The organism is Massilia sp. CT11-108 (assembly GCF_047302915.1).
Lineage (GTDB): Bacteria > Pseudomonadota > Gammaproteobacteria > Burkholderiales > Burkholderiaceae_D > Telluria > Telluria orientalis.
This window is the reverse complement of record NZ_JBKYMO010000121.1, coordinates 1-13,145: the sequence shown is the minus strand read 5'-3', so window position 1 is coordinate 13,145 and position 13,145 is coordinate 1. Positions and strand designations below refer to the sequence as shown.

At 68.5% G+C, this 13,145-nt stretch carries 14 protein-coding genes and 1 pseudogene; 7 read left to right on the top strand and 8 right to left on the bottom strand.

Annotated elements, in window-relative coordinates:
- Positions 1-450 (bottom strand): TetR family transcriptional regulator (locus ACEN88_RS12355; protein ID WP_413339933.1); only part of this gene is annotated, 450 nt, incomplete at its 3' end.
- Between the two features lie 83 nt (positions 451-533).
- Here ACEN88_RS12355 and ACEN88_RS12350 point away from each other — a divergent pair.
- The 4 genes and pseudogenes from ACEN88_RS12350 (at position 534) to ACEN88_RS12335 (ending at position 4,216) form a co-directional block, all read left to right on the top strand.
- On the top strand, positions 534-1,196 hold the full coding sequence (locus ACEN88_RS12350) for an O-methyltransferase (RefSeq protein ID WP_413339931.1): 663 nt from the start codon (positions 534-536) through the stop codon (positions 1,194-1,196).
- Between the two features lie 234 nt (positions 1,197-1,430).
- A pseudogene (locus ACEN88_RS12345) lies at positions 1,431-2,753 on the top strand (NCS2 family permease); the annotation flags it as partial.
- A 191-nt stretch (positions 2,754-2,944) separates the two neighbouring features.
- Positions 2,945-3,352: a hypothetical protein gene (locus ACEN88_RS12340; protein WP_371769226.1), complete on the top strand. Its 408-nt coding sequence runs from the start codon at positions 2,945-2,947 to the stop codon at positions 3,350-3,352.
- Positions 3,353-3,397: 45 nt separating this feature from the next.
- On the top strand, positions 3,398-4,216 hold the full coding sequence (locus ACEN88_RS12335; protein ID WP_413339929.1) for a metallophosphoesterase: 819 nt from the start codon (positions 3,398-3,400) through the stop codon (positions 4,214-4,216).
- A gap of 1 nt (position 4,217) precedes the next feature.
- On the opposite strand, the gene ACEN88_RS12330 is transcribed toward ACEN88_RS12335, so the two are convergent.
- The 3 genes from ACEN88_RS12330 to ACEN88_RS12320 are packed head-to-tail and all read right to left on the bottom strand — an operon-like array spanning position 4,218 to position 8,005.
- Complete coding sequence (locus ACEN88_RS12330; protein ID WP_413339928.1) at positions 4,218-5,624, bottom strand: glycoside hydrolase family 88/105 protein; 1,407 nt, start codon at positions 5,622-5,624, stop codon at positions 4,218-4,220.
- 12 nt (positions 5,625-5,636) lie between these two features.
- Positions 5,637-6,320 carry a DUF6250 domain-containing protein gene (locus ACEN88_RS12325; protein ID WP_413339926.1) on the bottom strand — a complete coding sequence of 228 codons (684 nt, stop codon included), beginning with the start codon at positions 6,318-6,320 and terminating at the stop codon, positions 5,637-5,639.
- Positions 6,317-8,005, bottom strand: coding sequence for a rhamnogalacturonan acetylesterase (locus ACEN88_RS12320; protein ID WP_413339924.1), 1,689 nt, complete (start codon positions 8,003-8,005; stop codon positions 6,317-6,319). Before ACEN88_RS12320 ends, ACEN88_RS12325 begins: the two co-directional genes overlap by 4 nt.
- Before the next feature lie 150 nt (positions 8,006-8,155).
- On the opposite strand from ACEN88_RS12320, the gene ACEN88_RS12315 reads away from it, so the two are divergent.
- On the top strand, positions 8,156-9,484 hold the full coding sequence (locus ACEN88_RS12315; protein WP_413339923.1) for a hypothetical protein: 1,329 nt from the start codon (positions 8,156-8,158) through the stop codon (positions 9,482-9,484).
- Here the strand turns inward: ACEN88_RS12315 and ACEN88_RS12310 are convergent.
- Positions 9,481-10,113 carry a DUF1080 domain-containing protein gene (locus tag ACEN88_RS12310; protein WP_413339921.1) on the bottom strand — a complete coding sequence of 211 codons (633 nt, stop codon included), beginning with the start codon at positions 10,111-10,113 and terminating at the stop codon, positions 9,481-9,483. The genes ACEN88_RS12315 and ACEN88_RS12310 overlap by 4 nt on opposite strands.
- 46 nt (positions 10,114-10,159) lie before the next feature.
- Between ACEN88_RS12310 and ACEN88_RS12305 the strand changes: the two genes are divergently transcribed.
- Positions 10,160-10,633 (top strand): alpha/beta hydrolase, encoded by a 474-nt coding sequence (locus ACEN88_RS12305; RefSeq protein ID WP_413339919.1) that lies wholly within the window; start codon positions 10,160-10,162, stop codon positions 10,631-10,633.
- Positions 10,633-10,989 carry an alpha/beta hydrolase gene (locus tag ACEN88_RS12300; protein ID WP_413339935.1) on the top strand — a complete coding sequence of 119 codons (357 nt, stop codon included), beginning with the start codon at positions 10,633-10,635 and terminating at the stop codon, positions 10,987-10,989. The genes ACEN88_RS12305 and ACEN88_RS12300 overlap by 1 nt, the downstream gene beginning before the upstream one ends.
- Before the next feature lie 8 nt (positions 10,990-10,997).
- Here the strand turns inward: ACEN88_RS12300 and rhaM are convergent, their stop codons facing one another.
- The 3 genes from rhaM to ACEN88_RS12285 all read right to left on the bottom strand — a co-directional run.
- Complete coding sequence (gene rhaM, locus ACEN88_RS12295; RefSeq protein WP_413339917.1) at positions 10,998-11,315, bottom strand: L-rhamnose mutarotase; 318 nt, start codon at positions 11,313-11,315, stop codon at positions 10,998-11,000.
- Positions 11,312-12,514: a glycoside hydrolase family 88/105 protein gene (locus ACEN88_RS12290; RefSeq protein WP_413339915.1), complete on the bottom strand. Its 1,203-nt coding sequence runs from the start codon at positions 12,512-12,514 to the stop codon at positions 11,312-11,314. Before ACEN88_RS12290 ends, rhaM begins: the two co-directional genes overlap by 4 nt.
- Before the next feature lie 18 nt (positions 12,515-12,532).
- The coding region (locus tag ACEN88_RS12285) for a glycosylhydrolase-like jelly roll fold domain-containing protein (RefSeq protein ID WP_413339914.1) at positions 12,533-13,145 on the bottom strand (613 nt) is incomplete at its 5' end.

Below are 13,145 nucleotides of genomic sequence, written 5' to 3'. Positions count from 1 at the left end.
TGCCAGGAACGTCCGCACGGCCTCCTCCCCCGACTGCCGCACCGCGCGCGCCTCGGGCGCATCGCGGTACAGCGGCGCCGCATCGTTCAGCGCCACGCGCATCGCCGCCTCCTCGCATTCCGACCGCACGAACGCGTGCACCAGTGACCGCAACCGGTCCAGCGGCGGCCGCGCCGTGTCCGCGAGGATGGCGGACAACATGGCCGTCGTGCGGCGCCATTCGTCGCTCTGCAGGCGGAACAGGATCGCCGCCTTGTTCGGGAAGTACTGGTACAGCGACCCGACGCTGACGCCCGCCTTTTCCGCCACGCGCGACGTCGTGAAGCGCTGCGCCCCTTCCGCCGCCAGAACCTGAACAGCCGCCTCCAGCACGGCCGCCACGAGCTCATTGGATCGGGCCTGTTTCGGTGCCTTGCGCGAGGCGATCTGGGGGCGGCGGCGTTCGGTCATCGGGGGCTCCGGGAATGCGAATAGAAAACCTGAAGGATTATTCGCATAATAACCGGACCTACTCACCACCACAAGGAACCACGATGACTACCCTTGCCACCGACCCCGTCGCCCCGCTGCTGGCGCGCCTGTTCGCCGAGACCGATGCCGAATCGCCGCTGGCCGCCTGCCGCGACCTGCCGGAAGCGGAACTGCAACGCCTCATGCGCAGCAAGACGGATTACCGCGACCTGTACGGCCGCCTGAAGGACCTCGCCCTGCCCGTCTCGCGCGGCACCGGCGTCCTGCTCTACATGCTGGCCCGCTCGAGCCGGGCCCGGACCATCGTCGAATTCGGCACGTCGTTCGGCATCTCGACCATCCACCTGGCCGCCGCGCTGCGCGACAATGGCGGCGGTCGCCTGATCACCAGCGAATTCGAGCCGGCGAAAGTCGAGCGGGCGCGCGCCAACCTGGCTGCCGCGGGCCTGCTCGACCTCGTCGAGATCCGCGCGGGCGACGCCCTGCAGACGCTGGCCGGCGACCTGCCGGATGACATCGATCTCGTCCTGCTGGACGGCGCCAAGGCGCTCTATCCCGACGTGCTCGCGCTGCTGGAACCGCATCTGCGCCCGGGCGCGGCGATCGTCGCGGACAATGCGGACCACTGCCCGGACTACCTCGCCCGCATGCGCGCGCCGGCGTCCGGTTACCTGTCGATGCCGTTCGCGGACGACGTCGAACTGTCCGTGCGGACCGCCCGATAACGCGATCGCGGCAAACGCAATACGCCGACGCGTATAGTGCCTATGCATAGGATGCATGGTTCGCCGCGCGCCTTCGGCCCTAAGCTTCTCTACTCATAACGATGAGACAACCCGGTGCCGCGTCCAAGCAATGCGCGCCGGGACCGATAACATAGAGGAGCAGCAGCCATGTCACAGCCTCAACTCCAGCGCGTCGAACGCGCGGAGACTTTCACGTCCCCACCTGCCGCCACCGGCAAAATCGACGAGTACTTCCAGATCTCGGCGCGCGGCAGCACCCAGCGCACGGAGGTGGTGGCCGGCGTCACCACCTTCCTCGCGATGGTGTATTCCGTGTTCGTCGTGCCGGGCATGCTGGGCCAGGCCGGCTTCGACGTCAGCGCGGTGTACGTGGCCGTGTGCCTGACCGCGGCCTTCGGTTCGTTGTTGATGGGCTTCTGGGCGCGGCTGCCGATCGCCGTCGGCTGCGCGATCTCGCTGACCGCCTTCACCGCGTTCGGCCTCGTGCTGGGCAAGGGCCTGACGCCGGCGATCGCGCTGGGCGCCGTGTTCCTGATGGGCCTCATCTTCACGGCGATCTCCATCACGGGCCTGCGCTCGTGGATCCTGCAGAATCTCCCGTCCGGCGTCGCGCACGGCACGGGCGTCGGCATCGGCCTGTTCCTGCTGATGATCGCGTCCAGCGAAGTCGGCCTCGTCGTCAAGAACGCGGGCGCGGGCCTGCCCGTCGCGCTGGGCCAGATCACCTCCTTCCCGGTCCTGATGAGCATCCTGGGCCTGGCCGCCATCTTCGGCCTGGAACAGCGCAAGGTCCCGGGCGGCATCCTGCTCGTCGTAATCGCGATTTCCGCCCTCGGCCTGGCCTTCGATCCGAAAGTGCACTTCACCGGCATCTTCTCGTGGCCGCAACTGAGCAGCCCGGGCCACGCGTCGCTGATCGGCGCGATGGACGTCAAGGGCGCGCTCAGCATGGCCGTGCTGCCCAGCGTGCTGGCCCTCGTGATGACCGCCGTGTTCGACGCCACCGGCACCATCCGCGCCGTCGCCGGCCAGGCCGGCCAGGTCGATGCGCGCGGCTACATCCATAACGGCGGCAAGGCCCTGACGGCCGATTCGGTCAGCTCCCTGTTCTCGAGCCTCGTGGGCGGCGCACCGGCAGCGGCCTATATCGAATCGGGTGTCGGCACCGCGGCCGGCGCGCGCACCGGCCTCACCGCCGTCGTCGTCGGCATGCTGTTCCTCGGCCTGATCTTCTTCTCGCCGCTGGCCGGCCTGGTGCCGTCGTATGCCACCGCACCGGCGCTGATGTACGTCGGCCTGCTGATGCTGAGCAGCGTGGCGCACATGAACATGGACGACAAGCTCGATGCGCTGGCCGGCCTCGTATGCGCCGTGTTCATCCTCCTCTCCTGCAACATCGTCACCGGCATCATGCTGGGCTTCTGCACCCTCGTGATCGGCCGCGTGCTGGCCGGCGAATGGCGCAAGCTGAACTTCGGCACCGTCAGCATCGCCCTCGCGCTGGCCGCGTTCTACGCGGGCGGCTGGGCCATCTGATCCTCTCTCCCGGCGACCGTCCCTCCCCATCCGCGGGATGCGGACGGTTGCCGCGCGGTCAACCGCGGCAGGCCTTTCTCCGTTCTCTCCATGTGATCCTCGAGGCGCCCGAAACCGGCCCAGCCGTATCGTACGCCGCATTTTTACGAAATTGTGTAATCTAAGTGACAACTTCTTACTAGGAGAACATTATGAAAGCCACTACCATTTCGAGCATCATGCTTGCTGTCGCCGTGCTGGTCACGGGTTGCCACAAGGCCGAGGACAAGAACGGCATGGGTCCGGCCCAGGAAGCCGGCAAGGCCATCGACGACGCGGGCGCCAAGGCTGCCGCCGAGTCGAAGGAAGCCGCGGCCAACGCCAACGCCGCTGCCCAGCAGGCCGGCGAGAATGCGAAGGAAGCGGCCCACGAGGCCAACCAGAACGTCAAGGAAGCGGCCGACCGCGCCGGCGACAAGATGCAGCAGGCCGGCGCCGAAGTGCGCCAGGAATCGCACGAAGCCGCGCAGAACGTGAAGGAAGGCGCGAAGGACGCGACGGCCGCCACGGGCCGCGGCCTGGAACGCGCCGGCGAGAAACTGCAGCAGGCCGGCAAGTAACGCATCGAACCGGGGTCCGTTCGCGAAGACAGGTATACTTGCTGGATGCGTATCCAGCTCTTCTCCGACCTTCACCTCGAACGCGACCCCGGGTTCCAGCCGACCATCTTCGCCGACACGGACGTCGTCGTGCTCGCCGGCGACATCGGTTCCTACCAGGCCCGCTCGCGCCTGGACACCGACGACTTCGGCCTCGGTCGCTTCGCCCCGGCCACGACGGGCGCCGCGGCGCGCGTCCTGTACGTTCCCGGCAACCACGAATTCGACGGCCTCGATTTCGACGCCACGCTGGCGCGCCTGCGCGCGACCTGTGCCGCGCTGGACATCACGTGGCTCGACCGCGCGATCGTCACCCTCGGCGACGTCCGCTTCATCGGCACGACGCTGTGGGCCGACTTCGACGCCCTGGCGGTCTCCGAGACCGACATCGGGCGCCAGCTCAAGCAGCGCGAAAAGGCATTCCGCGCCGCGAACTACTACCTCTCCGGGAACACGACGCTCGTGGATGGCGTGCCGCTGCTGGCGGAGGGCCAGCGGGAACTGTCGTTCGGCTGCCAGGCCTGGCTGCGCAACGCACTGGCCACGCCGTTCCACGGCACCACGATCGCCGTCACGCACTACGCCCCGACCCTGCGCAGCGCCGATCCGCGCTACGGCATCTCGCCCGGCACGGCAGGCTTTTGCAATGCGCTGGACGACCTGCTGCCGTTCGCGGACGTGTGGATGCACGGCCACCTCCATTGCGCGAACGACTACGTGGTCGAAGGCACGGGCTGGCGCTGCCGCGTGGTCGCGAATCCGCTCGGGTATGCGAACAAGGGCGAGCAGGCCGCGTTCCGGGAAGATCTGATCATCGAAGTCTGAGTCAGCGCACGCCCTGGTACATCAACCCACTGTCGTTCAGCCCGAACCTGAACTTGCGGTTCATCGCGATGATCTCGGCGCCGGCCAGCAACGTGGGCCCGTACCCGTGCGCCGCCTTCACGCTCGTCGGCCGGTACGCATAGAACGCGGGATCGAACGCCATGCCCGTGCCCACGCAGATGCCTTCGATCTGCCCGTTCGGCTGCACCTTGCTCGCGACGGCGTTCCACGCGAGGTTCGCCATCGGTCCGTAGGCCTGCGCGTCGACATAGCCGCGGTTGACGGCGCGTGCGATGGCGTAGGCGTAGATCGCGGTGGCGGACGTTTCCTGGTACGTGTCGCTGCGATCGATGAGCTGGTGCCAGAAGCCGTCCTTCGTCTGGTAGCTGGCGAGCCCCTTGACGTGCGCGCGCAGCTGTTCCAGTACGGCCTTGTAGTCCTTGTGCGTCTTCGGCAGGACTTCCAGCACCTCGACCATCGCCATCGCGGCCCAGCCGTTCGCGCGCGCCCAGTGCATCTCCGGGTGGTCGCGCAAGCCTTCCACATAGCCGTGCATGTAGATGCCGAGGTTCTTGTTGAACATGCGCTTCGAGAATTGCAGCACCTGGCGCGCCGCGTCGTCGTAGTAACGCGCATCGCCCGTCGCCTTGCCGAGGTACGCGATCGTGGGCACGCCCATGAACATGTCGTCCAGCCACAGCGTATCCGGCAGCGGGCGCATTTTCACGCCGCCGCGGCCGTCCGGACCGCCGCGCGCCAGCGTGCCGTCCTTCAGCCGGTATTCCTTCTTCGTGACGAAGTCGCCGCAGATCGGGATCATCTGCGAATAGTCCACCGGCGACCCCTCGAGCTTCGCCTTCAGAAAGCTCTGGCACAGCGCACCGGCATCGTCCAGCGCGTGCGGGTTCAGGAAGCTCTTGATGGGCGCGGCGGCATGCTCGCGGTCGGCCTGGACGAGCGGCAGATAGGTCTTCGTCAGCCGCGCCAGCAGTTCGTGGCGCTTGAGCGCGTAATCCGTGTAGCGGCGGTCGCCCGTGGCGGCGCCGGCGGCCAGCATGCCCGTGTAGGTGACGCCCCATTCATAGCTCGTCAGCCGGAAGTCGCCCGGCTTCAGCACGGCGTTCGCGTTCGGCGTGGACAGGTCCGCGATGGGCACGCCCGTGCGCTGGTCGATCACCGCGGCCGGCGTGACCTTGTCCAGGTAGTCGAACACGCGGTCCAGCACGGCCTTGACCTCGGCCGCGTCCATCGCGCGATAAGGCGTCGGGTAGTGCACGTCCAGCGCGTGCAGCATGGCGTCGGCCGGGGCCGGGCCTTGTTCCTGCGGGGCCGGCGCCTGCTGGGCTGACGCGTGCAGCGCGCAGGCGGCCAGCACCCCTGCCACGCAGGGCTTCAAACGGTTCTTCAAGCATGTCTCCTGTCAGTCGAGTCGTTGTATTTTCAGGTCGTCCACCGCCTGGCGCGACCACGTCGTGCGCAGCCCGAACCGGCCGGACGTCAATGGATGCGGGTCGCGATACGTGAACCACGTATTGCCGTCCACGCGCACGCGCGTGCAGCCCTCGTAGACCGCGATCTCGATGCGGTAGTCGCGGTTCGCCTCCAGCAGATGCGCGCCGTCCGTGTAGTCGGCGACCAGTTCACGGCGGCCCCCGCCATAGCGGCGCAGGCGCGTCGTCGTGTTGCGGTTGCCGCCGATGCCCACGTAGTACAGCGACAGGTCGTCGTAGTCCTCGAACTTGCCGCTGCGCGTAAAGAGGTCGGCGCGCCTCGGATCGCGCGCCATCCAGAACACGTTCAGGTCGGACAGGCGGTCGTTCTTCCCGCCGTCGACGATCACGCGGCGCGTGAAACTGATCAGCACATTGCCATACAGCGGCCGATCGCGCCACACGGGGGCGCCGCCGTCGCCGCCCATCCCGCGCCGCCCAGCGCGGCCCTCGACGACGTTGCCCGGCTTGCGCGCATACTCGGCCACCCAGCCGCTGAGCGGCTTGCTGAAATCGTCCTGGAACAACACCGCGCCGGGCCGGCCCCACGCGGCGCAGTCGTCGGCCTGGGCGGATCCGCACAGGGCCACCGCCAGGATCAGTGCGGACCTCATTGCGCGGCCAGCGCGCGGTCGGCGAAATAAGCGCCCAGCGGATTGCCCGGCAGCGCCTTCAGGCCGGCGACGACGCGCTCCGCGTTGAATTCGGCGCCCGCCGCATTCGTGTGCGTGCGCGCATCGGCGAACAGCGTGTTCACCTTGTCCGCGCCGATCCGCCTGTAGCCGTCCGCCACGAGCAGCGTGAGGTCCATGAACAGCGCGCCGCTGGCCTCGGCCACCTGGCGGTCCCAGTCGGCGAACGTCGCGAAGTCGCGGCCTTCCTGCCAGCGGTCGCGATGGGGCACGGGCGACACGAGGACCACGGTGGCGCCCTTCGCCTTCGCATCGGCGACGTAACGCGCCATGTACCAGCCGAAGCTGTGCACCTGTTCCTTCGCGCCGTCCGGACGCGTGTCCTCGACGGTCTCCGGACCGGTGCCCGGCGCCGACGCGCGGTTCTTCATCGCCGGGTCGCCGATGCGGCCCCCGTCGTTGTGGCCGAACTGGATCAGCACGACGTCGCCGCGCTTCAACTGGTCGCGCACCTTGTCCCAGCGCCCTTCCGTGTAATACGTGCGGCTGCTGCGGCCGCCGATCGCGGCATTCACCACGTTGATCCTGCGGGCATCGAAATACGGTGCGATGCGCTCGCCCCAACCGATGGCGCCGTTCACGCCGCCGCTCTTCACCGTCGAATCGCCGACGAGGTACAGGGTCGGCAGGCTGGCATCGCGCGGTGCCTCGTCGCGCACCGCGCGCGCGTCGACGACGGGGCGGTCATCCTCGCGCACGGGCGGCTGCGGATTCACGGGTGCCTGGGGCTTCAGCCACGCGGCGATGCGCGGGTCGCCCAACGCCTTCATGCCTTCCACGGCGACTTGCGCATTCAGGACCGCGCCCGCCCAGTTGGTGTGCGTGTGCTCGTCCGGCGTCGTCTGCGGAAACAGCTGCACGACGGCGTCATGGCCCAAGCCATCGTAGCGGCGCGCGATGCCCTCGTTCAGGTCGATGAAGCCGACGCCTTCCGCCTTTGCCACCGCCGCGGCCCAGCCGCCGTACGTGTCGCGGTCGCGCTTCGCGTGGCCGGCCGCGTCCCACTGCTTGTGCGGGATCGGCGAGCAGATGATGGGCGTGGCGCCCCTGGCGCGAATGTCGGCCACGAACCGGCGCAGGTACCAGCCGTAGGTGTGCACGGTCTCGTGCTTGTGGGTGAGCAGGTTGTCGATCTCCTCGGTCTCGTCGCCGATGCCGCGAATCGTGCCGCGTGCGCGGCTCGTGTCGTTGACGGCGCCGGCGTCATTGTGACCGAACTGCATGACGACGATGTCGCCCCGCTTGACGAAAGCCAGCGTGCGCTCCCAGTGGCCGCTCGTGATGTAGGTGCGGCTCGAGAGTCCGCCGACGGCGCGGTTGACGACGTTGACCCTGGCCGGATCGAACCAGGCGGCGACCGGATTGCCCCATCCCCACTGGCCGGCCGCGCCCTTGCCCTGGCCGTCGTCGCGGCCGTTGCGGACCGTAGAATCGCCGATCAGGACCAGCGACGGCAGCGCGGGATTCGCGGGCTCCGGCAGCGTGACCTGGGCGCGGGCCGGGTCGGTATTGACGGCCGCCGGCAGCGGTTGCGCGTGGACGCTCGCACAGGCGAGCAGGATGAGCGGGGCGTGGAGCAATCGGCGCAGGGTAGAAAGCAGCGGCATGGCGGGATTCGGGTTCGTTGTTCTGCGTTGCATTCTATGCTCGCGCCGGCCGTCGTCAAAACGGGGCCGCCGAAAGAATCAGGAAAATGATCGGTTGTGCGCGGCCGCCGCTGCAACAATGATCGGATTCCAAAAACAAGGAGACTGCCCATGCGCATACTGACCGTATTGACGTTGTGCTGCACACTGCTCGCATCCCTCGACGCCCGCGCCGCCATCGGCCAGCGCTTCCCGTCCGAACGCAAGGAAGTCGTCGATCCCGTCACCGGCACCCGCCTGACCTTCCTCACGAGCCGCCCGCATGGCGATTCCAAGATCTACCAGACGCACCCGCAGTGGACCGCGGACGGCCAGTGGCTGATCTTCCGTTCGCACCTGGCCGGCAACGAGGCGATGGCCGTCAACGAAAAGACCGGCGACATCGTGCAGGTCACGGAAGGCGGCTACGAGGGCATGCTGAACGCGGCCCGCAAATCGATGAAGCTGTATTTCCTGCGCCGCGCGGGCGACGACCGGCAAGTCGTCGAGGTCGACCTCGCGCGCGTATTCGCGGACAGCGCGGCCGCCCGCATGCGCGACGCGGCCAGCTACCAGCGCGTGGCCGCGACCCTGCCGGCCTCGATGGAAGCCTATGGCGACACGGCGCTGGACGCCGACGAGGAGTGGCTGTACGTCCGCGTCGGCCCGCACGAGGCGGCGCGCCACCTGGCGCCGGGCACGAAGCTGGAGCCGGCGTTCGGCCCGCGCAAGATGGGCGCCGGCCCGGCCGGCATCGCGCGCGTGAACGTGCGTACGGGCGAGGTGCGCCATGTCGTGTCGGTGCCGTTCCAGGTGGGCCACATCCAGGCGAATCTGTGGAATCCGGGCGAGATCGTGTTCTGCTGGGAGACGGGCGGCAAGTCGCCGCAGCGCACGTGGACCGTGCAGGCGGATGGCAGCGGCCTGCGCCCGCTGTATCCGGAAGCGCCGTACGAATGGGTGACGCACGAAGCGGTGATCGGCAAGGACGAAGTGGCCCTCGCCATCATGGGCCACCGCGCGATCCCCGGCGCGGCCGCAGCAGTGGACGCGCCGGCCACCGACGTCGGCGGTGCGAATCCCGGCCAGGACGACGGCTGGGGCCGGACGGGCACGCGCGAAAAACCGACCGGCCTCGCCATCGTCAACCTGCGCACGCGCCAGATGCAGATCGTCGGCCAGACGCCGTCCGGCAGCGGCTTCTGGCACGTGCACGGGTCCAGCGACGGCCGCTTCGCCGTCGGCGACGATTTCAGCCGCAGCCTGTACCTGATCGACCGCGCGTCGCACGAAATGAAGCTGCTGACGACGGGCCACAAGACGACGGCCGCCGACCACCCTCACCCGACGTTCAGCCCGGACGGCACGCGCATCGAGATCCAGTCCGCGATGCTGTCGGCGGATGGCCGCACGCTGAACATCTGCATCGTGCCGGTGCCGGAATCATGGCTCAAGCGTTAAAGCCGTTCCACGCGCAGGTTGCGCAGCTCGTACGGCGTGCCTTCGAGCTGGAAGCCGATGCGGCCCGTCGCCGGCTGCGCGATCGTGACGGCGTTCTGCGCGACGCCGTTGATCGTCACGTCGATGCAGCCGCCGCGCACCAGCACGTCCATGCTGTTCCACTCGCCGGGCGCACGCTCGCTGTCCGCCGCGACATGCGCCTTGATCGGCGGGTAGGCGCCCGGCGCCGTCGTCAGCGGTTCGTTGAACGTCGCACCCGCCATCGGCAACAGGTCGCCGGCGGCGCCATGCTTGGTCTGCACCTGGATGCTGTAGGGCCAGACGCCGTCCTTCGGCCCGGACGCCACGTGCAGCAGCACGCCGCCGTTGCCCGGCTTGCCGGTCCAGCGCCATTCCACGTGCAGGCGATAATCGGTGTACGTATCGCGCGTGGCGATGAAGCCGGACGGCTTGCCCGCCACCGCTATGACGCCGTCGGCGCGCGGCTGCCAGACGGCGTCCAGCGCGGCGGCCGGCGTCGTCACGATGTCCAAGGCGCCGAGCGGACCATCGACGCGCGCCGGCGTCGACGCACACCCCAGCAAACCCGCGCACAGTAGTGCGCCGCCCAACCATCCAAGTTTTACCATGTCAGGACCTCAAATGAATCGTTCGAATGAAACCAGGAGACGCACTTTGAAACTCGTTGCCGGTGCCGTGCTCGCCGGAGCCGTCGATGCCGCCTTCGCCGCGCCGCAAATTCCCGCTACGGCCACGATCCCGCTGTGGCCCGAAGGCATGCCGGATGCGAAGCCCGGCCTCGGTCCGGAACACGTCGACGACGGCCGCGTGTCCAACGTGAGCGAGCCGACGTTGACCGTGTACGGCCCCGCCGTCGACCGCCCGAACGGCACCGCCGTCATCATCTGCCCTGGCGGCGGCTACGTGCGCCTGTCCACGGCGCGCGAAGGCGAGCAGTACGCGGCATGGCTCGGCACCCTCGGCATCACGAGCTTCGTGCTCAAGTATCGCATGCAGGAGTTCGGCCACCCGGCGCCTCTGCGCGACGTGCTGCGCGCCGTCCGCCTCGTGCGGTCCCAGGCGGCACGGTACCACATCCGCCCGCGGACCTGGACAAGGTCAGCGCGCGTCCCGACTTCCTCGTGCTGATGTACCCCGTGATCACGATGGACGGCCCGGCCGTGCATGCCGGCTCGCGCAAGGCGCTGCTGGGTGCCGACCCGTCCCCGGCCGACGTGCGGCTGATGTCGGTCGAACGGCAGGTCACGGCCGCCACACCGCCGACGCTCCTGATCCACACGCAGGAAGACCAGACGGTGCCGGTCGAGAACAGCATCCTGTTCTACCAGGCGCTGACGCGGGCGAAGGTGCCGGCCGAAATGTATCTGTTCGAGCATGGGTCGCACGGGATGGGAATGCGGACGGGGCTCGGGACGGCGTCGGCGTGGCCGAAACGGGCGGAGGAATGGCTCAAGGCGCGGGGCCTGCTCGACCCCGCGAAGTAGGCAATCCGTCACGGCAGGTGGAAGACCTGCCGCAGCGGCCACTCCTTCGGCCGGTTCCCCGGCTCGACCTCCATCAGCGGCGCCATGGCATCCCACCAGCGCCGCATGACGGGATGCTCCGGCAGCGCGGCGACCGTGTGCCCGTCGCGCAGCTTCAGCACCGCGAACAGCTGCAGCGACGCCTCGTCGAGGAAGATCGAATAATCGTGGATGCCGGACGCGCGCAGCAGGTCCGCCAGCTCCGGCCAGATGTCGTCGTGGCGCCGCTTGTACTCGTCGACGTTCCCCGGCTTCAGCCGCATGACGAAGGCCCTGGTCTCGCTCATCGCACGCCTCCCTGCGCCATGCGCTTCAGTTCCGCGGCCGCCAGCATGAAGCCGCCGACGCCATAGTCGTAGCTGGACGAAGGACGATAAAACGCCGGCTCGGCGCCCGTCTGCTGGATATTGCCGACGCGGCCGTCCGCGTACACGTTCTTCAGGATGCCGGCCCAGGCCTTCGCGATCACGGGCCGGTACTTCGCGCCGTCGAGCAGGCCGTGATTCACGCCATACGCCATGCCGTACACGAACAGCGCGGAGCCCGAGATCTCCGGCAGCGGGTATGTCTTCGGATCGAGCAGGCCCGCGTGCCACAGGCCATCCGCGCCCTGCAGCGACGCGAGCTTTTCCGACATCTCGCGCAGCTGCTGCACATAGAAGCCGCGCTGCGGATCGTCCGCCGGCACGTAGTCCAGCACGCGCGCCAGGCCGCCCATCACCCAGCCTTCGCCGCGCGACCAGAAGATCTTCCTGCCGTTCGCCTCGCGCTTGTCCTTGTAGCTGGCGTCGCGCGCGTACAGATGCTCGTCCTTGTCGTACAGGAGATCGTACGTGCGCTTCCAGTTCAGGTGCATGTAGTCGAGATATTTACGTTCGCCCGTCGCCTTGTACATCTTCGCCCACACGGGCGGCGCCATGAACAGCGCGTCGCACCACCACCACGGGATGCGCGGATCGTTCGGCTTGAGCGTCGCCAGGGGCAGCAGGTCGTCCATCTCGGCCTTCGTCAGGCGCAGCATGCCCGGGTTCTTCTCCTGGAAGTACAGGTCGAGGTAGGTCTGCGCGATCGACAGGTCGTCCGCGTTCGGCAGGCGGTCGCGCACCTGGAAGTCGAAATGGCGCGCCATCGCGAGCATCGCGTCGCGGTATCTGGTATCGCCGGTCGCCTCGGACGCCGCCATGAAGCCGGTGTACATCACGCTCTCCGTCCAGATGCGCGAGAAATACGGCTGCGAGCGCGCGAGCTGCCAGTCCGCGACCTTGCGCAAGGCCTTGTCGATGGCAGCGGGCGTGAGTTCGGGCGACAAGTCCGTCGCGAGCGGGCCCGCAGCGGCCGGCGCGTCGCCGAAATGGCGGCTGATGTCCTTGTCGATGATGGCCTGCATGGCGGGCGTCGGTTGCGGGTAGCCGGTCGTCTGCGCAAACGCCGGCAGCGCCAGCGCGACGCTCGCGGCCAGCATCGTGAATCGTCGGGTCGTCGTCATGTTGTTCTCCTGTCGTTGTTATTGGCCCGCACCCAGCAGCTTGACGGAGCCCAGCAGGCCGGCCGGCTGCGGTGCGATCAGCGCGGTGTCCTGCGGGACGAAGCGCTGGCCGTAGCGGGCCGACAGCAGCCGGTAATCCGGCAGCGCATGGCCGGCCAGCGCATTCAGCGCGAGGTTGGCGACCCGCACCTCGATCCGGTTGCGGCCCGGCCGCAGATAGCCCGTGACGTCGACGGCATACGGCGGATGCCACACGGCGCCCGCACGGCGGCCATTGACATATACCTGCGCCGCTTCGCGCACGGGGCTGTCGAACATCGCGCGCATGCCGGCCGGGACTTTCGGTGCCGATTCCAGCGGCGTGCCGGTACCGAAATCCAGCACGAGCCGTGGCGCGCGCAGTTGCGCCGCCGTGAGCTCGACGTCTTTTTCGTAGGTGGCGACGCCCGAGAAGTAGCGGGTCGCCTCGTCGTCCGTCCACGAGCGCAGCGCGGCGAGACGTTGCGCCTGCGCCTTGCCGGGGAAGCGCAGGCTCCAGTCACGGCCCAGGTCCGCGATCTCGATCGAGGCGGCTACCGGCGCCGGCGCCGACGGCAGCGCGTCCGCCAGCACGAGCACGCGCGATTCGTAC

Excerpts from the sequence above, each read along its gene's own strand:
- ACEN88_RS12325 (WP_413339926.1), bottom strand. The coding sequence starts at position 6,320 with ATGAGGTCCGCACTGATCCTGGCGGTGGCCCTGTGCGGATCCGCCCAG.
- ACEN88_RS12340 (WP_371769226.1), top strand. The coding sequence starts at position 2,945 with ATGAAAGCCACTACCATTTCGAGCATCATGCTTGCTGTCGCCGTGCTG.
- ACEN88_RS12320 (WP_413339924.1), bottom strand. The coding sequence starts at position 8,005 with ATGCCGCTGCTTTCTACCCTGCGCCGATTGCTCCACGCCCCGCTCATC.
- ACEN88_RS12335 (WP_413339929.1), top strand. The coding sequence starts at position 3,398 with ATGCGTATCCAGCTCTTCTCCGACCTTCACCTCGAACGCGACCCCGGG.
- ACEN88_RS12315 (WP_413339923.1), top strand. The coding sequence starts at position 8,156 with ATGCGCATACTGACCGTATTGACGTTGTGCTGCACACTGCTCGCATCC.
- ACEN88_RS12290 (WP_413339915.1), bottom strand. The coding sequence starts at position 12,514 with ATGACGACGACCCGACGATTCACGATGCTGGCCGCGAGCGTCGCGCTG.
- ACEN88_RS12350 (WP_413339931.1), top strand. The coding sequence starts at position 534 with ATGACTACCCTTGCCACCGACCCCGTCGCCCCGCTGCTGGCGCGCCTG.
- rhaM (WP_413339917.1), bottom strand. The coding sequence starts at position 11,315 with ATGAGCGAGACCAGGGCCTTCGTCATGCGGCTGAAGCCGGGGAACGTC.
- ACEN88_RS12310 (WP_413339921.1), bottom strand. The coding sequence starts at position 10,113 with ATGGTAAAACTTGGATGGTTGGGCGGCGCACTACTGTGCGCGGGTTTG.
- ACEN88_RS12300 (WP_413339935.1), top strand. The coding sequence starts at position 10,633 with ATGTACCCCGTGATCACGATGGACGGCCCGGCCGTGCATGCCGGCTCG.